19 protein-coding genes and 1 pseudogene are annotated in these 21,840 nt (G+C 61.0%); 7 read left to right on the top strand and 13 right to left on the bottom strand.

The genetic code is table 11. The features are described 5' to 3' along the window. Nucleotides 1-8: 8 nt before the first annotated feature. A complete protein-coding gene (locus ATY29_RS25285; RefSeq protein WP_003567561.1) occupies nt 9-1,190 on the bottom strand; it encodes an acetyl-CoA C-acetyltransferase in 1,182 nt (393 codons plus the stop codon). A gap of 239 nt (nt 1,191-1,429) precedes the next feature. On the opposite strand from ATY29_RS25285, the gene phaR reads away from it, so the two are divergent. After that, nucleotides 1,430-2,002, top strand: a complete 573-nt coding sequence (gene phaR, locus ATY29_RS25280) for a polyhydroxyalkanoate synthesis repressor PhaR (protein ID WP_003567563.1) — start codon at nt 1,430-1,432, stop codon at nt 2,000-2,002. On the opposite strand, the gene ATY29_RS25275 is transcribed toward phaR, so the two are convergent. The 5 genes from ATY29_RS25275 to mtgA all read right to left on the bottom strand — a co-directional run bounded on the left by ATY29_RS25275 (nt 1,997) and on the right by mtgA (nt 5,107). Next, nucleotides 1,997-2,404, bottom strand: a complete 408-nt coding sequence (locus ATY29_RS25275) for a hypothetical protein (protein ID WP_003567565.1) — start codon at nt 2,402-2,404, stop codon at nt 1,997-1,999. The two genes, phaR and ATY29_RS25275, sit on opposite strands and share 6 nt — an antisense overlap. A 144-nt stretch (nt 2,405-2,548) precedes the next feature. After that, nucleotides 2,549-2,734 carry a 50S ribosomal protein L32 gene (rpmF, locus tag ATY29_RS25270; protein WP_003543812.1) on the bottom strand — a complete coding sequence of 62 codons (186 nt, stop codon included), beginning with the start codon at nt 2,732-2,734 and terminating at the stop codon, nt 2,549-2,551. A 156-nt stretch (nt 2,735-2,890) separates the two neighbouring features. Continuing rightward, nucleotides 2,891-3,538, bottom strand: a complete 648-nt coding sequence (locus tag ATY29_RS25265) for a glutathione S-transferase family protein (RefSeq protein WP_025417329.1) — start codon at nt 3,536-3,538, stop codon at nt 2,891-2,893. A gap of 13 nt (nt 3,539-3,551) precedes the next feature. Continuing rightward, the gene (locus ATY29_RS25260) at nt 3,552-4,274 is read right to left on the bottom strand and encodes a DUF1868 domain-containing protein (RefSeq protein ID WP_025417330.1); all 723 of its coding nucleotides are present in this window, start codon (nt 4,272-4,274) and stop codon (nt 3,552-3,554) included. Between the two features lie 95 nt (nt 4,275-4,369). Beyond that, entirely contained in the window at nt 4,370-5,107 is a 738-nt protein-coding gene (mtgA, locus tag ATY29_RS25255) for a monofunctional biosynthetic peptidoglycan transglycosylase (RefSeq protein WP_025417331.1), read from the bottom strand. A gap of 134 nt (nt 5,108-5,241) precedes the next feature. On the opposite strand from mtgA, the gene ATY29_RS25250 reads away from it, so the two are divergent. Continuing rightward, on the top strand, nt 5,242-6,156 hold the full coding sequence (locus ATY29_RS25250; RefSeq protein WP_097533222.1) for a polyprenyl synthetase family protein: 915 nt from the start codon (nt 5,242-5,244) through the stop codon (nt 6,154-6,156). A gap of 9 nt (nt 6,157-6,165) precedes the next feature. Here ATY29_RS25250 and hisC read toward each other — a convergent pair whose 3' ends face one another. The 4 genes from hisC to ATY29_RS25230 form a co-directional block, all read right to left on the bottom strand. Beyond that, complete coding sequence (gene hisC / locus ATY29_RS25245) at nt 6,166-7,227, bottom strand: histidinol-phosphate transaminase (RefSeq protein ID WP_097533221.1); 1,062 nt, start codon at nt 7,225-7,227, stop codon at nt 6,166-6,168. A gap of 16 nt (nt 7,228-7,243) precedes the next feature. Continuing rightward, a complete protein-coding gene (ispG, locus tag ATY29_RS25240) occupies nt 7,244-8,494 on the bottom strand; it encodes a flavodoxin-dependent (E)-4-hydroxy-3-methylbut-2-enyl-diphosphate synthase (protein WP_097533220.1) in 1,251 nt (416 codons plus the stop codon). A gap of 200 nt (nt 8,495-8,694) precedes the next feature. Then, nucleotides 8,695-9,888, bottom strand: coding sequence for an MFS transporter (locus ATY29_RS25235; RefSeq protein WP_003567579.1), 1,194 nt, complete (start codon nt 9,886-9,888; stop codon nt 8,695-8,697). Between the two features lie 63 nt (nt 9,889-9,951). Beyond that, on the bottom strand, nt 9,952-10,728 hold the full coding sequence (locus ATY29_RS25230) for a DeoR/GlpR family DNA-binding transcription regulator (RefSeq protein WP_037091824.1): 777 nt from the start codon (nt 10,726-10,728) through the stop codon (nt 9,952-9,954). Nucleotides 10,729-10,941: 213 nt separating this feature from the next. Here ATY29_RS25230 and ATY29_RS25225 point away from each other — a divergent pair. The 4 genes and pseudogenes from ATY29_RS25225 to ATY29_RS25210 all read left to right on the top strand — a co-directional run bounded on the left by ATY29_RS25225 (nt 10,942) and on the right by ATY29_RS25210 (nt 14,264). Further along, nucleotides 10,942-11,810, top strand: a pseudogene (locus tag ATY29_RS25225) (DMT family transporter). 154 nt (nt 11,811-11,964) lie between these two features. Next, nucleotides 11,965-12,738 (top strand): amino acid ABC transporter substrate-binding protein, encoded by a 774-nt coding sequence (locus tag ATY29_RS25220; RefSeq protein ID WP_003567585.1) that lies wholly within the window; start codon nt 11,965-11,967, stop codon nt 12,736-12,738. A gap of 87 nt (nt 12,739-12,825) precedes the next feature. Next, the gene (locus tag ATY29_RS25215) at nt 12,826-13,506 is read left to right on the top strand and encodes an amino acid ABC transporter permease (protein WP_003567587.1); all 681 of its coding nucleotides are present in this window, start codon (nt 12,826-12,828) and stop codon (nt 13,504-13,506) included. Beyond that, nucleotides 13,503-14,264 carry an amino acid ABC transporter ATP-binding protein gene (locus tag ATY29_RS25210; RefSeq protein WP_025417339.1) on the top strand — a complete coding sequence of 254 codons (762 nt, stop codon included), beginning with the start codon at nt 13,503-13,505 and terminating at the stop codon, nt 14,262-14,264. The genes ATY29_RS25215 and ATY29_RS25210 overlap by 4 nt, the downstream gene beginning before the upstream one ends. Nucleotides 14,265-14,320: 56 nt before the next feature. On the opposite strand, the gene ATY29_RS25205 is transcribed toward ATY29_RS25210, so the two are convergent. The 3 genes from ATY29_RS25205 to ATY29_RS25195 all read right to left on the bottom strand — a co-directional run bounded on the left by ATY29_RS25205 (nt 14,321) and on the right by ATY29_RS25195 (nt 19,588). After that, on the bottom strand, nt 14,321-14,893 hold the full coding sequence (locus ATY29_RS25205) for an NADPH-dependent FMN reductase (RefSeq protein WP_097533219.1): 573 nt from the start codon (nt 14,891-14,893) through the stop codon (nt 14,321-14,323). A 186-nt stretch (nt 14,894-15,079) separates the two neighbouring features. Further along, a complete protein-coding gene (pyc, locus tag ATY29_RS25200; RefSeq protein ID WP_097533218.1) occupies nt 15,080-18,544 on the bottom strand; it encodes a pyruvate carboxylase in 3,465 nt (1,154 codons plus the stop codon). Between the two features lie 288 nt (nt 18,545-18,832). Continuing rightward, a complete protein-coding gene (locus tag ATY29_RS25195; protein WP_025417341.1) occupies nt 18,833-19,588 on the bottom strand; it encodes a LuxR family transcriptional regulator in 756 nt (251 codons plus the stop codon). A gap of 325 nt (nt 19,589-19,913) precedes the next feature. Here ATY29_RS25195 and ATY29_RS25190 point away from each other — a divergent pair, with 325 nt between their 5' ends. Next, nucleotides 19,914-21,677, top strand: coding sequence for a glucan ABC transporter ATP-binding protein/ permease (locus ATY29_RS25190; protein ID WP_025417342.1), 1,764 nt, complete (start codon nt 19,914-19,916; stop codon nt 21,675-21,677). Nucleotides 21,678-21,840 lie beyond the last annotated feature (163 nt).

The following is a 21,840-nucleotide window of genomic DNA, read 5'->3' as shown; positions in this document are numbered from 1 at the left end:
CATGCTGTTTAAAGTGCTTCGAAGCACATGGCGACACCCATGCCGCCGCCGATGCACAGCGTGGCCAGGCCCTTCTTGGCGCCGCGGCGCTTCATTTCGAACAGCAGCGTGTTGAGAACGCGCGCGCCGGAAGCGCCGATCGGATGGCCGATGGCGATCGCCCCGCCGTTGACGTTGACGATCGATGGATCCCAGCCGAGATCCTTGGTGACGGCGCAGGCCTGCGCCGCAAAGGCTTCATTGGCTTCGACGAGATCAAGATCGCCGACCGTCCAGCCGGCCTTCTCCAGCGCCTTGCGCGACGCCGGGATCGGGCCGGTGCCCATGATCGAAGGATCGACGCCCGCCGTTGCCCAGGAGACGATGCGGGCGAGCGGCTGGATGCCACGGCGGACGGCTTCGGCTTCACTCATCAGCACGGCTGCGGCCGCACCGTCATTGAGGCCGGATGCATTCGCGGCCGTGACCGTGCCCTCCTTGTCGAAGGCCGGGCGCAGTTTGCCCATCGCCTCCAGCGTGGCGCCGTGGCGGATATATTCGTCGGCATCGACGGTAACGTCGCCCTTACGCGTCTGGATGACGTAAGGGATGATCTCGTCGGCAAACCGGCCGGCCTTCTGCGCCGCTTCAGCCTTGTTCTGCGAGGCGACGGCGAACTGGTCCTGGTCGTCGCGCGAAAGCTGCCACTGGCGCGCGATGTTCTCGGCGGTGACGCCCATGTGATAACCGTGGAAGGCGTCGGTCAGGCCATCCTTGATCATCGTGTCGACCATCTTCATATCGCCCATCTTGGTGCCGCCGCGCAAATGCGCGGCATGCGGCGCCATCGACATGGATTCCTGGCCGCCGGCAACGATGATCTTGGCGTCGCCAGTCGCGATCTGCTGCATGCCGAGCGCGACGGCACGCAGACCCGAACCGCAGAGCTGGTTGACGCCCCAGGCGGTCGCCTCCTTCGGAATACCGGCCTTGATCGCCGCCTGGCGGGCCGGGTTCTGGCCCTCGCCGGCAGCAAGCACCTGGCCGAGGATCACCTCATCCACTTCGCCGGCATCGACGCCGGCGCGAGCGAGCGCCCCCTTGATGACGGCCGCGCCGAGTTCATGGGCGGGGACCGTTGCGAATGCGCCGTTGAACGAGCCTACGGCTGTTCGACCTGCGCTGGCGATGACGATGGATGAATTGCTCATGGGGACGCTCCTCGTTTTCGTCTCACTTACATAAGAGGAAACTGGCAAAGCTTGGAGCGCAAGTCAAACGCGAAGACCGGCCGCCGTCATTTTTCGGCACGAGCCCGCGAAAGCCCGATTCATCTGCTCTGTGAAAGGTTTGCCGCATCGCACAAAGAGATTGTCACCGGCCTTCTTTTGCGTTTACAGTCTGAAGTGGAGGAATATCCATAATTCAGACGGGGGTCCAGGAGACTGATATGGCGAAGCATGAGGGTCAGATTGTCATCAAGAAATACGCCAATCGCCGGCTATACAATACAGGCACCAGCACCTACGTCACGCTGGAAGACCTGGCGGAGATGGTGAAGAAGGGCGAAGAATTTACCGTCCAGGATGCAAAAAGCGGAGATGACATCACGCATTCGGTGCTGACCCAGATCATCTTCGAGCAGGAATCGAAGACCGGCAACACTTTGCTCCCGATCTCCTTCCTGCGTCAGCTCATCACCTATTACGGCGACCAGATGCAGATGGTCGTGCCGAGCTTTCTCGAACATTCGATGCGCGCCTTTACCGAACAGCAGTCCCAGATGCGCGAGCAGGTGAACCGCGCCTTCGGCGAAACACCGCTCGGCAAGAACCTGCAGCTGCCGATGCAGATGGTCGAGGACCAGGTTCGCCGCAATACCGAGCTGTTTCAGCAGGCGATGCAGATGTTCTCGCCCTTCATGACGCCGCCTGCAAAGGAAAGCCGCAAGGCCGAGGCCAAGGATATCGATGAGCTGAAGGAACAGCTTCGCGCCCTTCAGAATAAACTCGACAACCTATAATCCGATCGAGACATCCCGCCCGGCGCTCCGGATCGAGACGGCAAAGCCGCCGATCACATCGATCAGAGCGATCGTCATCAAAATGAAGAAGACCTGCGTCGCAGCATCCCGGACGAGCAGAAACTCGACCAGGAAGGCGATGAAAACCAGCATCGACAAGATGTGGTTGATGAGGTTGCCGGGACCCGTTCTGGTCGCTTTCAGGATTTCGAAGAACAGCACGACAAGCGCTATGACGATGAAAAGATCGCCGAGCGCCATGCTCCAGATCGCGCCTGAGATCATCGACAATACGATGACATCATGCTGCAGCGCCGGAATACCGCCATCGCCCATCAGGCCGAGCATCGCCAGATTGTAGAGAACGAAGGGAATAATCATCAGCGGCATTGCGGCTATCATCGGCAATCTCCTTGGCGGCTGCAAGAATACTGCCGCAAAGCATTGCCCCACTGCAAGTCGTTGCAAATATTATATCGCTGAATATGAAAAGGCCGGCGTGACGCCGGCCTTGAAACCTTCGATCGGACCAGCCGAAATCGGAAATTATGCGCTTTCCTTCGGCGTCAGAACCTGGCGGCCGCGATACATGCCGGTCTTCAGGTCGATATGATGCGGGCGGCGCAGTTCGCCGGAGTTCTTGTCTTCGACATAGGTCGGAGCCTTCAGCGCGTCAGCCGAACGGCGCATACCGCGCTTGGACGGGCTTGTTTTTCTCTTCGGTACAGCCATTTCTCTTACTCCACTTGCGGGCAAAACATTCCCACGGCCAGACTGGCGGCCGAAACGGACATGTCGCGATTTCGGAAATTTTGCGCGCTTATACATGCAAGGGGCGGCCTTGACCAGTCCCCATGCATATTTTTTGAGAAGCCGATGATTTCCCGTTCAGACTTCGTCTTCCGGCACGATCCAGGGCTCGGCGCGCGCCGCCTCTTCCCATTTCCGCCAGGCCGGATGCGCCTTCATGGTCTGCATGTAGGTGAGCGTATCACGTCGATTGACGAGGTCATAGATCTCGAACCGGTTGACGACGGGCGCAAACATCGCATCCGCCCCGCTGAACGCGCCGAAGAGAAACGGCCCGCCGGATTGCTGCAGCAGATCCCGCCAGATCGTCTCGATGCGGCCGACATCGGTATCGACGCCATCCGGCAATGCGATCCTGGCCTTCGGCCGGCGCATATTCATCGGGCAGGCGCTGCGCAGAGCCCGGAAGCTCGACAGCATTTCCATCGAAACCGAGCGGGCAAGCGACCGCTGGGCACGATCAGCAGGCAGAAGGCCGGCGTCGGGATACAGCTCGGCGGCATATTCGATGATCGCCAGCGATTCCCAGATCTTCAATGTGCCATGCTGCAGGAGCGGCACTCGCCCGGTCGGAGATACGGCCTTGATATTCGGATTGCCGGCTGCGTCGTCGAAGGGGATCAACACCTCTTCGAAATCGATGCCCAGGCCCGTCAGCGCCATCCAGGGCCGGAACGACCAGGAGGAATAGTTCTTGTTGGCGATATAGAGCGTCGGTCTGTCCATCGGTCTCTCCCCTTCAGGCGTCGAAATCGAAAATCAGCAATTCGTGGAAATGATTCATATCCTCGAAGACGCAGAATGCCGGCGGCGTCAGCTCGAAAACAGGGGCCTTGCGGCGGATATCCTCGGCAACGTCATCGAGCATCGCCTGCCAGCGCGGCAGGGCTTCGTCCTCAAGCCATTCGACCGGATAGGCGAAGGTCATGTGGAACCTGTAATCCTCGTGGTTCGGCTGGCGATAGCCGAGGAGATCGGCAAAGGCGTTGCGCCAGGCGCGCATGACCCTCCGGTCATTCTGCGTCGCCCCATCGAGCAGCAGACCCGACGGGCGAGCTTCGACGACGGCGACCTTGAAGGGGGCGGCCATCGAGAACCCTTCGAGCCGCGCCGCCATCAGCTCGGTGATGTCGTCGATCGGCGTCTCGAGCGGAAGATCGCCCGGCCAGCAATCCCACCGGCGTCGGGTGTCGATGAGACCTTCGAAGAGCGTCATGTGAAGACTTGTTATCGGCGTGAAGACGAACTGCGGAGCTTCGGGCATTGCCAGATATGTCTCCCGCGCCTCGATCAGCACCGCCTGCGTCCGCGATCCCTTCTCGACATGGCAGACGATGGTATTGCCTGCTTCCGGCAGGAAGCCGCCGACCTTGCGATAGCGGCTGCCGAGATGGGCGGGCGGGGTCGGATTGTGCGTCTTCGAATAGAAAAGAAGCTCGGGAGAAAACGTCGTAGCGGTCATGGGCGACTGAGGGGCTCCGATTGGACTGCACCGCCCATATGGCAGAATCAAGAATGTCAGATGACGCTTGCGGCTACCAACGACAAGTTCTGATCTCAGTCATAGATGCATTTGATGTAATCGCCGGAACCCTGTGCCCGCCGCTCGATGACGCCGGCAAGCCGGCGAAGGCCGCGGCCCGGTTTGCCGGCATTGCGATCGATCGGGTTCGGCAGCGAGACCGCGAGCAGCGATGCCTGGCGCCGCGTCAGCCTCGAGGCCGGCACCTTGAAATGATGCTGGGCCGCCGCCTCGATGCCGTAGATGCCCGGACCCCATTCGGCGATGTTGAGATAGATTTCCATCAGCCGCCGCTTCGACAGAACGAAATCCGTGGAAACAGCAAGCGGAAGCTCCATCGCCTTGCGCACGAAGGAGCGGCCGTTCCAGAGAAACAGGTTCTTTGCCGTCTGCATCGGTATGGTGCTGCCGCCGCGGGTCGCCTGGCCTTTCAGCGTATCCTCGACCAGCATGCGCATCTCGGCCCAGTCGACGCCGCCGTGGAAGCAATATTGCCCGTCTTCGGACATCATCACCGATTGCACCAGAACCGGGGCAATGTCATCGAGCGACACCCATCGGCGGTCATAGCCGCGCAACAGCACGAGATCGCGCAGCATCAGCGTCGAGACCGGGTGGATAAAGGGCAGCAGGTAGAAGAAGATCAGACCATAGGGAAGGATCAGCAGGGCCAGCACGGCAAGGACAATGCGTTTCAACACGCGCTGGTCTCCAAACCATCGCCGCTGGGCCGGCGCGTCGACGCTGTCCTCTATCTCTGGCGCTATATCCAATGTCCCCAGCCCGATTTCGCTCCTGTCGTTCTCATAACGCCTGTGGGCCGCTTATGCCAGAGTGCGCGGCAAATCTTGCTGCGCCATCGACAATTCCGTTGCAAGCCCGGGGGCGCTCATGCCAAACAGCGCCCATGGAAGCGAACCTGGACACTTTCGAGACGAGGCTGAAGAACAACGCCCGCGAGATCGAGGCGCTGCTCGACGCATTGCTTTTACCGAACCCCCTCTCCGACGAAATTGGCAGGCCAGAAACCTTGCGCAGCGCCATGCACTATGCCGTGCTGAACGGCGGCAAGCGGCTGCGCCCGTTCCTGGTCGTCGAAAGCGCTGCCCTTCTCGGCGGCGACGCCGAGGCGGCCCTTCGCGTCGGCGCAGCACTCGAATGCGTCCATTGTTATTCGCTCGTGCATGACGATCTGCCGGCCATGGACGACGATGATCTGCGCCGCGGCAAACCGACGGTCCACATCAAATTCGATGAAGCCACTGCGATCCTCGCAGGCGACAGCCTGCTGACCTACGCCTTCGACATCGTCGCCGCGCCGGAAACCACCCTTCCCGACACCAGCAAGGCGGCACTGGTGCTGGCTCTTGCCCGCGCTGCCGGTCTCGGCGGCATGGCCGGCGGCCAGGCGCTCGATCTCGCGGCGGAAAGACAGGCCCCCGACGAGGCCGGCATCATCCGCCTGCAGGCGATGAAAACCGGCGCACTGATCCGCTTCGCCTGCGAAGCCGGCGCCATCATCTCGGCAGGCTCGCCGGAGGATCGCCGCCGCTTGCGCGCATTCGGCGAAAAAATCGGCCTTGCCTTCCAGCTCGCCGACGACATTCTGGACCTGACCTCGGATGCTGCGACCATGGGCAAGGCAACCGGCAAGGATGCGGCCCGCGGCAAGGGAACGCTTGTTGCCCTGCACGGCATCGAATGGGCCGAGAGCGAGCTTCGCCGGCATGTCCGCGACGCCGAGGCTCTGCTTGCCCCCTACCGCGCCCGCGCCTCAACCCTCATCGCCGCAGCGCAGTTCATCGCCGACCGGAAGAGCTGAACCGGCAGCTCAGGCTGCCAATATCTCTTTGAGAGCGGCAATCAGACGGGCGCATTCCTCGTCGGTGCCGATGCTGATGCGCAGGAAATCCGAAATACGCGGCTTGGCAAATTGGCGGACGAGAACGCCACGCTTCCTGAGAGCCGCTAAAAGTGTTGCGCTCGACCGGCTGTCATGCCTTGCAAACACGAAATTCGCCTGGGACGGCAGCACTTGAAAAGCCAGCGCTTCGAGCTCTCGCACCAGGCCGTCCCGGCTGGCGATGAGCTTCTTCCGGCATGTCTCGAACCATGCTTCGTCCTCGATCGCCGCCGTCGCGGCGACCTGCGCCAGGCGATCGAGCGGATAGGAATTGAAGCTGTCCTTGACGCGCACCAGCGCCTCGATCAGGTCCCGCTGGCCCAGCGCAAAACCGACGCGTAGGCCCGCAAAGGAGCGGGATTTCGACAGGGTCTGAATGACAAGCAGATTGGGATATTTGGGAATAAGCGGGACAGCGCTGTCACCGCCGAAATCGACATAGGCCTCGTCGATCACCACGACCGCACCCGGATGGGCGGCGACAAGCGCCTCTATGTCGGCGAGCGGCAGGCCGATGCCGGTCGGTGCGTTCGGATTGGGGATGATGATGGCGCCGCATGGCCTGTCGTAATCCGCCAGCCGGATCTGGAACCCGTCATCGACAGGAATCTCGATCGCCTCGATGTCGTATAGCAGGCTATAAGTCGGATAGAAGCTATAGGTGACATCGGGATAGAGAAGCGGCCGCTCGTGTTTCAACAGTGCCTGAAAAGTATGGGCAAGGACCTCGTCCGAGCCGTTGCCGACAAAAACTTCGCCCGCCGTCAGACCGTGACGAGCCGCGATCGTCTCGCGCAATTCCGTCGCCGCCGGGTCGGGATAGAGCCGCAGACGATCGTCCGCTGCTTGCCTGATCGCCTCCAGCGCCTTCGGCGAAGGCCCGTAGGGGTTCTCGTTGGTGTTGAGCTTGACCAGGCCGGGAATACGCGGTTGCTCCCCGGCGACATAGGGCTGGAGCCTGCTGACGATATCAGACCAGTACCGGCTCATTCGAATTCGCTGACCTTCATTCCGCCGCCGTCCGCTGGCTGAAACGCTTCTCGATATAATCGACGACAAGCACCTCGAAGTCGGCGGCGATATTGGGGCCGCGCAGCGTCAGCGCCTTCTTGCCGTCGATGAACACAGGGGCTGCCGGTGTCTCGCCGGTGCCGGGAAGCGAAATGCCGATATCGGCATGTTTGCTTTCGCCTGGTCCGTTGACGATGCAGCCCATCACGGCGACGTTCAGCGCCTCGACGCCGGGATATTTCTCGCGCCAGATCGGCATATTCTTGCGGATGTCGTTCTGGATGTTCTGGGCCAGTTCCTGGAAGACTGTCGACGTCGTGCGCCCACAGCCGGGACAGGCGGCAACGACAGGGATGAACTGGCGGAAGCCCATGACCTGCAGGATTTCCTGCGCCACCTGGACTTCGCGCGTGCGGTCGCCGTTCGGCTCCGGTGTCAGCGACACGCGGATCGTATCGCCGATGCCGTGCTGAAGCACGAAGCCCATCGCCGCCGACGAGGCGACGATGCCCTTAGTGCCCATGCCGGCCTCTGTCAGACCGAGGTGCAAGGCATGATTGGAGCGCTCGGCGAGCATCGAATTGACGGCGATCAGGTCCTGCACTTGGCTGACTTTGGCCGACAGGATGATGCGGTTGCGCGGCAGGCCGATCTCTTCAGCAAGGGCTGCCGAAAGCAGAGCCGACTGCACGATCGCCTCGCGCGTCACCTGCCGGGCGGAAAGCGGCGAGCCGGCCGCGGCATTCTGGTCCATCAGCGCCGTCAGCAGATCCTGATCGAGCGAACCCCAGTTGACGCCGATGCGCACCGGCTTGTCATAGCGGATCGCCATCTCGATGATCTCGGCGAACTGCTTGTCCTTCTTGTCCTTGAAGCCGACATTGCCGGGGTTGATGCGATATTTCGCCAGCGCTGCGGCACAATCGGGATGATCGGCAAGCAGCTTGTGTCCGATATAATGAAAGTCGCCGATTAGCGGCACGTCCATTCCGAGCCGTAGCAGCCGCTCGCGGATCTTCGGCACGGCGGCCGCACTCTCATCGCGGTCGACGGTGATGCGCACTAGCTCCGAGCCCGCCCGGTGGAGGGCCGCGACCTGGGCGACGGTCGAATCGATATCGGCCGTATCGGTATTCGTCATCGATTGCACGACGACCGGCGCCCCGCCGCCGACGATGACGCCGCCGACATCGACGGCAACGGAAGCGCGGCGCGGTTTCGGATCAAAATCGGCGGCTGAAGACATGAAGAGTTCTTGCACCCCTAAAGCATGTCGCGCAAAAGTGTGTGAGCGGTTTTGCGATAACGACATGCGTCAAACAAAGACCTAAAGCGCGAGGACCCAATCTGAAAGATTGCGACGCGCTTTAGAAACAGTGTCTTTCAGGTGGATCATGACTGCTTCCTTGTCAACCGCTCCTGATATCACTTTTGTCGGGAGGCGCCTCAGTGGCCGCCCCCGGAAACTCCGTCGGCATAATGGGCCAGTTTGGAGAACAGCAGAACGACCAACAGCAGCACCGGCAGCGCCATGAAGACCGCCGCGAAGCCGACATGCTCGGCGACGAAGCCGATCAGGGACGGCGCAACCAGCATGCCGGAATAGCCCATGGTGGTGACCACCGAGATGCCGATGCCGGGCTTAAGTCCGGGAATATTGCCCGCCGCCGAGAAAGCGATCGGCACCATGTTGGAAATGCCGATACCGCAAAAAGCAAAGCCCAGAATGGCGAGCTCGGCATTGGGGGCCAAGCCTGCAAGCAGCATGCCGACAATGGCAAAAAGCGTGCAGATCCGCAGCGTCTTGACGCCACCCAGACGATCGCGCACCAGATCGCCGGCAAAACGCATGATTGCCATCGTCGCCGAAAAGGCTGCAAAACCGAGACCGGACAGCGCCACGGACGCATCCATTTCCTGGCGAAGATAGAGCGCGCCCCAGTCGAGCACCGCGCCTTCCGGCACCATGGAAAACAAGGCCATCAATCCGAGCAGCCACGGCAGCGGCACCATCGGCAGCCTGGTCTTTTCTTTCTTGGTGTCGGGATGCGGCGGATCGGCCAGGATCATCGGCCATGCCAGAGCAAGGAAGATCGCCGCCAGCACCGTCGCCAGCTCGGCATGGCCGAGAATGCCGAGCTTGGAAATCACGATGCCGCCGAGACCCGAGCCGATCAACCCGCCGAGGCTCCAGAAAGCGTGGCAGGACGACATGATGGAGCGGCGCATGGATTTTTCGACCGACACCGCATTGGCATTCATCGCCACATCCATGGCGCCGATGAAACCGCCGAACAGGAAGAGCGAGATTGCCCCGGTGATCACGTTCGGCGCCAGCGTCAAGGCCAGGAGCAGGGGCAACACACAGACAGCCAACACCTGAACGACGATACGCGAGCCGTGTTTGGCGATCTGGGCGCCCGCGATCGGCATCATCACCAGCGAGCCGACGCCGAAGACGAGGATCATCAGCCCAAGCTCGAACTTGGAGAGCGCCAGACGTTCAGCAAAATCCGGGATCTTCGGAGCCCAGCAGCCGACGACGAAACCGTTCATGAGAAAGAGCAGCGAAACCGCCGCCCGGCTTCTGGTAACGAAGCCGCTTCGAGCTGCCGGCGGCGCATTCACATGGCTATCCATTTCGGTCTTTCCTCGTTCTCGGGCTTGGGAGCGCCCGTTTTTTCTTAACTCTAAAGTGGCGGCTCAGTTCGTTTTTTCAGCGATGACGGTCCTGCACCCACGCTCGCGGTAACCCGCAAGAATTGCGGGATCGGCATTGTGCTCGACGACGAGGCACTCGCAATGCGCAACCGGGAGGATGCTGTGGGGAGCAGCGGTGCTGAATTTCTCCGAGGTTACCGCCGCGAGTACCTTCTTGCTTCTCGATGCCGCAAACCGTTTGAACTCCGCATCCTCGAAGCCGAACACCGTAATGCCGGCCTCGAGATCGATGCCGCAAGCGCCGAGGATGCAGAGATCGGGCGAAATCTGCTCCATATCCCGCAATGCCTTGGCACCGAGCGCGCCGCCGGTCTGCCGATCCACCATTCCACCGATCAGGATGACGTTGACGGCGGGCTTGTCGATCAGCGCTACGGCGATCGCCGGCGCATTCGTTGCAGCCGTCAGTTCGAGTTCGGCCGGCAATGCATTTGCAATTGCCAGGTTGGTGCTGCCGGCATCGAAAAACACGCACGAACCGGCAGCGATCTGCTTCGCCGCAGCCTGCGCTAAGGCCTGCTTGCGATCAGCGGCAAAACCGATGCGCTGCGCCAAGCTTTCATGCGCCGGCGAAACCGGCAAAGCGCCGCCATAAACTCGCTCGCAAAGGCCCGCTTTTGCCATTTCACGCAGGTCGCGCCGCACTGTATCCTCGGAGACGCCGAATTCGAGCGCGAGTTCCGCCGCCAGCACGCGGCCGTTCAACCGCAGCCTTTCCGAAATCACACCCTGGCGCTCCCGCAACAAAAAATCCTGCATGTTCTTACCGGTTCGACACCTCAGATAATTGGAAAACGTGCATAAACGCTGATGATCGTGCAGGCAATATGCATGTTCACACGTTTTCTGACGTTATGAAACAAAGCTCCGCCACCAGATCGAAATATGGCCTATTGACCGGTTCGTGGCCTGAGAATATCGATCGGATATTCTCGATTCCCCGCCGGCAACCCGCCATCTGGTGCATCTCCCGTGAAAAACTCCGTCAGCCTGGGCATTCTGCTCACGAGCGCCGCCTATATGGCGTTCACCTTCCATGACGCGATGATCAAGATCCTGACTTCAAGCATCCCGGTCTGGCAGATCCTGTTTTTCCGCAGTCTGACGATCCTGCTCGGTTGTCTCGCCTTTGGCCGCGGCAAGCTCGTCCGCCAGACGATGGCATCGCCGATCATCAAGCCGATGATCGCCCGCAGCATCCTTCTTCTCTCAGCATGGCTTTCCTATTATTCCGCCGCAAGCCACCTGCAGCTGGCCGAGGTGACCACGCTTTATTACGCCGCCCCCGTCGTCGGCACCCTGCTTGCATGGCTCATCCTCAAGGAGGAGGTCACGCCTGCGCGCTGGCTCGCCGTCGGCGTCGGGTTCGTCGGGGTGCTCATTGCTTGCAACCCAATCGGTCTTGCCATTTCCTGGCCGGTCTATCTGGCGCTGCAGGCAGCCGTCCTCTGGGCCTCCGCCATGGTGCTGCTGCGCAAGACCTCGCTGCATGAGAAGACCACCGTCCAGCTCGCCGTTTCCAACGTCTTCTTCCTTATTATGACAGGTGTTCCGTCCTCTATACCTGGCGCACCCCTGACATGACGCAGCTGGCACTTCTCATCGCCACCGGCGTCGTTGCCGGCTCGGCGCAGTTCGCCCTCTTCGAAGGCATGCGCCGTGCACCCGTCTCCGTGCTTGCGCCATTCGAATATACCTCGCTCGTCTGGGCCTTCCTCCTCGGCTATCTGATCTGGGCCGATATCCCGACGCTAAACGTCATCGCCGGCGCATGCATGATCCTCGGCGCCGGGCTGATCATCATCGTCAGCGAAAGGTTGCGTCGCCCTATCGCCGTGTGATGCGTATTTTCCAAGGCATTACCGGTTCAACCGGCCGCTTGAGAAAAATATTTGCAGTTGCCGCTTTTATTCGCAGTTTTTTACGCTTCCGGCGCCCTAGGTTTCTGCGAACTATCTCTCATCCGATCACAACCTCCCAAGGATGGATAAAACTATGAACTGGTTGAAAACCGTCGCCGCCGCCGCCCTCATTCAGGCTGCAGCCCTCCTGCCGGCCCATGCCGGCGAAAACCTCGCCACCATCAAATCGGCCGGCGTCTTCAAGATCGGCACCGAAGGCACCTACGCGCCCTTCACCTATCATGACGAAAGCGGCAAGCTCGTCGGATTCGACGTCGAGATCGGCGAAGCGATCGCCGCCAAACTCGGCGTCAAGGCCGAGTTCGTCGAGGGCAAGTGGGATGGCCTGATCGCCGGCCTCGACGCCAAGCGCTACGACACCGTCATCAACCAGGTTGGCATCACCGAAGCCCGCAAGCAGAAATACGATTTCTCCGAGCCCTATATCGCTTCCAAGGCCGTACTGATCGTCCGCGACGGCGACGACAGCATCAAGACTTTCGCCGACCTCAAGGGCAAGAAATCCGCCCAGTCGCTGACCAGCAACTTCGGCAAGATCGCAACCGAAGCCGGCGCCGAGCTCGTCGGCACCGACGGTTTCGACCAGTCGATCCAGCTGGTGCTGACCAAGCGCGCCGACGCGACGATCAACGACAGTCTCTCCTTCCTCGATTTCAAGAAGCACAAGCCGGACGCGCCGGTGAAGATCGCCGCCGAGCAGGAAAATGCCGATTATTCCGGCATCATCATCCGCAAGAACGAGCCGGAGCTTCTTGCCGAAATCAATAAGGCGCTTGCCGACATCAAGGCCGACGGTACTTACAAGAAGATCGCCGACAAGTATTTCGGCCAGGACGTTTCGAAGTAAGTTCCTGTCAAAGAAGTCCCCTCCCCAACCCAGGGGTTGGGGAGGGGTATTCCGAGATACGACGATCCAACCGAGAGGGAATACCCCTTGCCGCACTGGCTCCAACTGATGGCGGAATCGCTCCCCTCACTCCTCTGGGCGGGACTGATCTTCACCATCCCCCTCACGCTGCTTTCCTTCGTATTCGGATTGCTCCTCGGGCTGATTACCGCGATTGCCCGACTGTTCGGCCCCGCGCCGGTCGCGGCTATTGCCCGCTTTTATGTCTGGGTGATCCGCGGCACACCGCTGCTCGTCCAGCTCTTCGTGATTTTCTACGGCCTGCCAAGCATCGGCATCCTGCTCGATGCCTTTCCCGCCGCCCTCATCGGCTTTACCCTGAATATCGGCGCCTACAGCTCCGAGATCATCCGCGCCGTCATCTCCTCGGTGCCGAAGGGCCAGTGGGAGGCCGCCTATTCGATCGGCATGAGCTGGCGCCAGGCGATGAGCCGCACCATCCTGCCGCAGGCCGCCCGCGTCGCCGTACCGCCGCTGTCAAACACCTTCATCTCGCTGGTCAAGGATACTTCGCTTGCTGCCGCCATCACCGTGCCGGAGCTCTTTCAGGCAGCGCAGCGCATCGTCGCCACCACCTATGAACCGCTGATCCTCTATATCGAGGCGGCGCTGCTCTATCTTGTGCTGAGCTCCGTTCTCTCGCAGCTGCAAGTGCGGCTGGAGCGCCGCTTCGCGCGCTACGGCGGCATGCTGGAGGCCAATGCATGATCGAGCTTTCCAACATCGAAAAGCGCTTCGGCGACGCCGTCATCCTCAAGGATATCAGCATCCGGATTCCCGAAGGCAGCGTCACCGCGCTGGTCGGACCGTCCGGCGGCGGCAAGAGCACGCTGCTACGCTGCATCAACCTGCTCGAAATCCCCACCGCCGGGGCAATCCGCCTCGGAGAGGAAACGCTGTCCTTTGCACCGGGTCAACGAACGAGCTGGCAGGCGATCCAGAAGATCCGCCGCCAGACCGGCATGGTCTTCCAGAATTTTCAGCTTTTCCCGCATCAAACCGCGATCGAGAATGTCATGGAAGGCCTGGTGACGGTGCTGAGATGGCCGCGGGAAAAGGCGCGTGCACGCGCCATGGAGCTCTTGACCAAGGTCGGCATGACCCATAAGGCCGACGCTTGGCCGTCGACGCTCTCAGGCGGTCAGCAGCAGCGTGTGGCGATCGCTCGCGCCTTGGCGCCGTCGCCGCGCGTGTTGCTCTGCGACGAGCCGACTTCGGCGCTCGATCCGGAACTTTCGGCCGAAGTGGTCGATGTGCTCGGCCAGCTTGCCCGTGAAGGGACGACGATGGTGATGGCGACCCACGATCTCAGGCTTGCGTCGAAGATCGCCAATGACGTCGTCTTCCTGGAAGCCGGAAGCGTGGTGGAAACGGGCAGCGCCAGGGCGATCTTCACTGCGCCGGAGCGCGAACGCACCAAGCGCTTCATCTCGACGATCAACGCCGCCCATACCTACGACATCTGAATGTCTCACGTGAATCGTGATTCACGTGAGACCCTTTTGCGTCTAAGCGCCCTTCCTCAGGCCGAGGTGACGACGGAGCGCGCAGCCTTCAGCGCATTGCCCCACCAGGTGATCTGATCGAGCAGGTTCTTCGCAGCCTCGTTGAGATGGGCGTAGTCGCCAAGGCTCTTGCCCTCCTTGAGAACGGCAAGATATTCGCTGAATGCGATGTGGACGCCGGTCTTGACGGAAGCAGCATTCATTTCCACGAAGATCAGGCGCAGCTGCTCGACTGCACGGGCGCCGCCGACGCCGCCGTAACCGACGAAACCGACCGGCTTCTGGATGAATTCGCCGAGATCGATGGCGTTCTTCAAAACAGCCGTCGGCGCATGGTTGTACTCGGCGACAGTGAATATGAAGCCGTCGAATTCGCGCAGCTTCTTTTTCCAGCGCTCAGCGGAGTCGCTTTCCGCCGTCGTGGCGCGCGCTTCGCCGAAGAAATGCATGGGATAGTCGAGAAGATCGAGAATCTCGACGTCCAGATCGGGGCGCTGGCCGACCAGTTCGGCGATCCACTTGGCCGGATGTTCGGCAAAACGGCCAATACGCGTGCTGCCGACAATGACGGCAATCTTCAGCTTGGTCATGGAGATGATATCCTGATTGGTCTTGGGGGGCGGGTGGTGGGATCACAAGTCTATGAGAAAGCCTCCTCGCTGGGCAAGGCGAGGAGGCGGCAAAAGCTCCGAAAAAATCAGCTTTTTGGCAGCCCGATCATACACAATCGGGTGATTGGCTGGCAGATCGGCGGCAGCAGAACAGCCGCCGATTGCTCAACCGCCATAGACGACGAGCAGGTCCTTGGCGTCGATCTGATCGCCCGCCTTGACCAACACTTCGGCGATGGTGCCGTCCTTTTCCGCGTGCAGCGCCGTTTCCATCTTCATCGCCTCGATCGAAACGAGCACGTCGCCGGCACTGACGGCCTGGCCTGGAGAGACGAAGACGCGGGAGATGACGCCCGGCATCGGCGCACCGACATGGACGGCGTTGCCGGGTTCGGCTTTGCGGCGGACGGCGGCGCCCGTTGCCCCATGGGCGCGGTCCGGCACCTTGATGCGGCGCGGCTGGCCGTTGAGCTCGAAGAAGATGGTGACCATGCCCTGGCTGTCGGTCGCACTCATCGCCTGGTTGACGATAACCAGCGTCTTGCCGCGTTCGATATCGGCAAACAGCTCCTCGCCATCCCCAAGCCCGTAGAAATAGGCAGGCGTCGGCAGCACCGAAACCGGGCCGTAGGTATCGGAGGCCAGCGCGAAGTCGGTGAAGACCTTCGGGTACATCAGATAGGAGGCGAATTCGAAATCGCTGATCTCACGTTCCAGCTTGGTCTCGATGACCTTACGCTCGGCATCGAGATCGGCTTCCTTCAGCAGCGAACCGGGACGCACGGTATAGGGCTTGTCGCCCTTCAGCGCCTTCTTCTGCAGCGCTTCCGGCCATCCCGATGGCGGCTGACCGAGATCGCCCTTCAGCATCGACACCACCGATTCCGGGAAGGAGACTTCGCGGTCGGGGCTGACGACATCGGCAACCGTCAGGTCCTGGGAGACCATCATCAGCGCCATGTCGCCGACCACCTTGGAGGACGGCGTTACCTTGACGATATCGCCGAACATCTGGTTGGCGTCGGCATAGGCCTGCGCCACCCGATGCCAGCGGGTCTCCAGACCCAGTGAGCGGGCCTGTTCCTTGAGATTGGTGAACTGACCGCCCGGCATTTCATGCAGATAGACTTCCGATGCCGGACCCTTCAGATCGCTTTCGAAGGCGGCATACTGGTTGCGCACCGCTTCCCAATAGAAGGAGACGCGGCGGATCCATTCCGGATCGAGGCCAGGATCGCGCTCGGTACCGCGCAGCGCCTCGACGATCGAGCCGAGACAGGGCTGCGAAGTATTACCGGACAGCGCATCCATCGCCGCATCGACGGCATCTACGCCCGCGTCGACCGCGGCAAGCACGGTCGCCGCCGCGATCCCCGACGTGTCATGCGTGTGGAAATGGATCGGCAGGCTGGTCGCTTCGCGCAACGCCTTGAACAGCACCTTCGCCGCCGCAGGCTTGAGCAGGCCGGCCATATCCTTGAGCGCAATGATATGGGCGCCGGCTTTTTCCAGCTCGACGGCAAGGTCGGTATAATATTTCAGATCGTATTTCGGGCGGGCCGAGTTCAGAATATCGCCTGTATAGCAGATCGCCGCCTCGCAGAGCTTGTTTTCCTCGGCAATCGCATCCATCGACACCCGCATGTTCTCGACCCAGTTCAGGCAGTCGAAGACGCGGAAGAGATCGATGCCGCCGCGGGCCGCCTGGCGGACGAAATATTTGACCACATTGTCGGGATAGTTGGTGTAGCCGACACCGTTGGCGCCGCGCAGCAGCATCTGCAGCAGCAGGTTTGGCGCGCCCTCGCGGATCAGCGCCAGACGTTCCCATGGATCTTCCGTCAGGAAGCGCATCGACACGTCGAAGGTGGCGCCGCCCCAGCATTCCAGCGACAAGAGGTTCGGCAGCGCATGCGCATAGGTGCCAGCGATGCGGGCAATGTCATAGGTGCGCATGCGGGTGGCGAGCAGCGACTGATGGCCGTCGCGCATCGTCGTGTCGGTCAGAAGCACGCGCTTCTCGTTGCGCATCCATTCGCCGAATTTCTTCGGGCCGAGCGTGTCGAGAAGCTGCTTGGTGCCGTCCTTGACGCCATTGCCGTTGGCATAGGGCACTACCGGCTGCGCGGCGTTTTCCAATGGCCGCGGCCGGTCCTTGGCCTCGGGATGGCCATTGACGGTGACGTCGGCGAGATAGGTGAGCAGCTTCGTCGCGCGGTCCTGGCGCTTGACCTGCTGGAACAGTTCCGGCGTCGTGTCGATGAAGCGCGTGGTGTAGCTGTTATCACGGAATTTCGGATGGCCGATGATCGCTTCGAGGAAGGTCAGGTTGGTGGCGACACCACGGATGCGGAATTCGCGCAGCGCCCGGTCCATGCGGCTGATGGCTTCGGAGGGGTTCGGCGCCCACGCCGTGACCTTGACGAGCAGCGGATCGTAGTAGCGGGTGATGATCGCGCCCGAATAGGAGGTGCCGCCGTCAAGCCGGATGCCGAAACCGGAAGCCGAGCGATAGGCGGTGATGCGGCCGTAATCCGGAATGAAGTTGTGCTCCGGATCTTCGGTGGTGATACGGCACTGCAGCGCATGGCCGTTGAGGCGGATGTCGGCCTGAGCGGGGACGCCGGATTCCGGCGTACCGATCGCAAAGCCGTCGAGGATATGGATCTGCGCCTTGACGATGTCGATGCCGGTGACGACTTCGGTCACCGTATGCTCGACCTGGATGCGCGGATTGACCTCGATGAAGTAGAATTTGCCGGTATCGGCATCCATCAGATATTCGACGGTGCCGGCGCCGATATAGTTGGTCGCCGCCGCGATCTTTAGCGAATAGGCGGCGAGTTCCTGGCGCTGCGCTTCCGAGAGATAGGGGGCTGGCGCGCGCTCGACGACCTTCTGGTTGCGGCGCTGGATCGAGCAGTCACGCTCGAACAGATGCACGACATTTCCATGCGTATCGCCGAGAACCTGGCTTTCGACGTGGCGGGCGCGCTCGACGAGCTTTTCCAGATAGACCTCGTCCTTGCCGAAGGCGGCCATCGCCTCGCGCTTGGCCTCGGTCACCTCGCGGGCGAGATCCTTCGGATCACGGATGGCGCGCATGCCGCGGCCGCCGCCGCCCCAGGAGGCCTTCAGCATGACGGGGTAACCGATATCATTCGCCATCTTCGCCACCACGGCCATATCGTCAGGCAGCGGCTCGGTCGCCGGCACGACTGGCACGCCGACCGAGATCGCCAGATTGCGGGCCGCGACCTTGTTGCCGAGCTGGCGCATCGTGTCGCCCTTCGGGCCGATGAAGATGATGCCGGCCTCGTTGCAGGCATCGACGAATTCGGGGCTTTCCGACAGCAGGCCATAACCCGGGTGAATGGCGTCGGCGCCCGAAAGCTTGGCGACGCGGATCACCTCCTCGATCGACAGATAGCTTTCGATCGGCCCGAGATCGCGCGCAAGATGCGGGCCGCGGCCGACCTGATAGCTTTCGTCCGCCTTGAAGCGGTGCAGCGCCAGCTTGTCCTCTTCGGCCCAGATCGCCACGGTTTTTATTCCAAGCTCGTTGGCCGCGCGGAACACGCGAATGGCAATTTCGGAGCGATTGGCAACGAGAATCTTGGAAATGGGCAAAACGGTCTCCTCAGACGTTCAGACGCGGGCATGCTGCACCCGCGAAGGAAATTCTTAACTTCTTGTCACAGGAAGTTCAATTTCTCTTGCGACTGCGAAATGCAATTTCTCGCCATTCTCCTGCATGTCGCCCCGCAGTGTGCCGTGGTCCCGACAGAACGACATGCAAAAACAGAGGCTTAAGCGCGTCGCATCGTTGAAATTCGATGCGACGCGCCAAAGCGTGTTAAATCTAAATCCCTTTCGAAATCAAAGAAACGGCATGAAAATCGGGTATATTCGCATGCTTTAGCTAATTAGGCGGTGACGGAAGGCAAGCGCCACCGCCTGCTGCCGGTTTTTCGCCTTCAGTTTGTTCTGCAAGCCGTTCATATACCAGTCGACGGTGTGGTTCGAGATCTTCAGCATCTTGCTGATTTCCATCGAAGTCATGCCTTCGGCGAGATAATGCAGGATCTCCATTTCGCGCCGCGTCAGCGGTGTGTCGGCCGGCAGCACGGTTTCCAGCGCCTGCGCCTCGTCTTTCAGCTCGAGCAATCGCCAGAAGCTCTTGCGCGCCACCGCCTCAAACAGGGCAATCTCCACCGGCGACAGCTCGACAGGTTTGCCGGCGAGACTGAGGCTGCCAAGAATGCCGTTCCGTCCGTGGATGGGAAAGATATAGCCGTCTTCCAGCCCATGACCGAAGGCGTCGACCATCATCTGCTCCATGCGGCGCTGCTGCGCATCCTTGCCGAAGGCTGCGAGACTTTCCCGCCAGCGGAAAGGCCGCTGCGCATGAGCGAGGTAACGCACCATCGGATCGATCAGAGCATATTTTTTCGCAGTATAGATTTGCGGCCATTGTTCCGGCCAGCGGCCGGCTAGCGCCGCCGCCCGGGGCTCCGGATTCCGCTGCGCCGGATTTCGCGGCAGATGACGAAGCAGGTCGTAATATTCGAAGCCGCAATTCTCGATTACCTGCTCCAACTCGCTGACCACGGCCCGAGCATGTGGTGTTTCTTCCAGAATGATAAGCAACTGAATCAGCACATTAATATTCACAAAAATGCCCCTTGCCCGGACGTGATGCCCGCATCGAGGCCGTCGGCGGCTTGTCAGATAGGTCGCGAAACGGTCTTCTTCAAAAAATGCAGTCTCTAATTTCAATGCTGCGCTAAATTTTTATTAAAATGCAAGCGCAAATTGTTGCGGGATATAACCGCGCAGCAATTCGGTTGCCATGGCCAATCCGTCGCATCCTGCGATAGTACGATTGGGTTAATCGTCGATTGAAATTGAACCCCTGCATACGCCGTTAATCGCCGGTTCAGGTAGCCTTTTGTAGCATCGCATCATCCCGTTTTCGCAGATGCACAAGAGGTTCGACGTGACACTATTCAAGGTCTATGCAAGAGCTCTGCGCTATCTCAGCGCCTACAAGCTGCGCGTATCCCTGGTCGTGGTGGCAAACATCGTTCTGGCGACGATCACCATCGCGGAGCCGATCCTGTTCGGTCGCATTATCGATGCGATTTCCGGCAAGGGCGAGGTCAAACCTATCCTTTTCATGTGGGCGACGTTCGCCGTTTTCAACACGATTGCCTTTGTCCTAGTCGCCCGCGAGGCTGACCGGCTGGCCCATGGCCGGCGGGCGACGCTGCTGACGGAAGCCTTTGGCCGGATCATTTCCATGCCGCTTGGCTGGCACCACCAGCGCGGCACCTCCAACGCGCTGCATACATTGCTGCGCGCCTGCGAAACGCTGTTCGGCCTCTGGCTGGAATTCATGCGTAACCACCTGTCGACGGTCATCGCGCTTGCTCTTCTGATCCCGACCGCAATGTCGATGGACATGCGCCTTTCCGCTGTCCTCATGGTGCTCGCCGTCGCTTACTGGCTGATCGGCCGCGTCGTCATGAGCCGCACCAAAGACGGCCAGGCTTCGGTCGAAAACCATTATCACACCGTCTTCTCGCATGTCAGCGACTCGATCAGCAACGTTTCGGTCCTGCACAGCTACAACCGCATCGAGGCTGAAACCCGGGCGCTGAAATCATTCGCCGACCGCCTGCTCGAAGCCCAGTATCCGGTGCTCGACTGGTGGGCGATCGCCAGCGCGCTGAACCGTATGGCGTCGACCATTGCCATGATGGTGGTCCTGATCATCGGCACCATGCTCGTCCAGGCCGGCCAGCTGCGCGTCGGCGACGTCATCGCCTTCATCGGCTTTGCCAACCTGCTGATTGGCCGCCTCGACCTGATGCGCCAGTTCGCCACGCAGATTTTCGAAGCCCGTTCCAAGCTCGAGGAATTCTATGCGCTCGAAGATTCGGTGCGCGAACGCGAAGAACCGGCCGGCAATGGCGAGATCAAGGACGTCAAGGGTGCGATCGAGTTCCGCGACGTCTCCTTCGGCTTCGGCAACAGCTCGCAGGGCCTGCACAATGTCTCCTTCTCGGTGAAGGCAGGCCAGACGGTTGCGATCGTCGGCCCGACCGGCGCCGGCAAGACGACGCTCGTCAACCTGCTGCAGCGTGTCTACGACCCCCAGGGCGGCCAGATCCTCGTCGACGGCACCGATATTACCAAGGTGACCCGCAAGTCGCTGCGTCGCCACATCGCCACCGTTTTCCAGGATGCGGGCCTGCTGAACCGCTCGATCAGCGAAAACATCCGCCTTGGCCGCGAGGGCGCCAGCGAAGAGGAAATGCGCCGTGCGGCCGAGGCCGCCGCCGCCGCAGACTTTATCGAGACCCGTGAGGATCGCTACGATACCCATGTCGGCGAGCGCGGCAACAAGCTCTCCGGCGGCGAGCGCCAGCGTATCGCGATTGCCCGCGCCATCCTCAAGGACGCGCCGATCCTGGTGCTCGACGAGGCGACCTCGGCGCTCGACGTCGAGACCGAAAACCGCGTCAAGGCCGCGATCGACAATCTGCGGGAGAATCGCACCACCTTCATCATCGCCCACCGCCTGTCGACGGTCCGCGAAGCCGATATGGTGCTCTTCCTGGATGACGGCCGCGTCGTCGAACAGGGCAGCTTCGACGATCTCAGCCACAGCAACGGCCGCTTCGCCGCCCTGCTGCGCGCCAGCGGCATCCTGACGGACGAAGAGGTCCGCAGGGCCCATACCACCGAAGCCGCCTGATCGGTTCGGATTTCCAAATAAAGGCCGGACGGGTAGATCCCTTCCGGCCTTTTTGCTTGTCTGGAATATGGAAGCAGGGGCGTGCCGTGTGATAACCCCCTTGTAACTTGACGCCATCCGCCGGCAGCCTAGCTAGCGCTTGCGGTGATGGAGCTGAGCCCGC

The organism is Rhizobium hidalgonense (assembly GCF_002914525.1).
Classification (GTDB): domain Bacteria; phylum Pseudomonadota; class Alphaproteobacteria; order Rhizobiales; family Rhizobiaceae; genus Rhizobium; species Rhizobium hidalgonense.
This window is presented reverse-complemented; position numbering and strand designations above follow the sequence as displayed.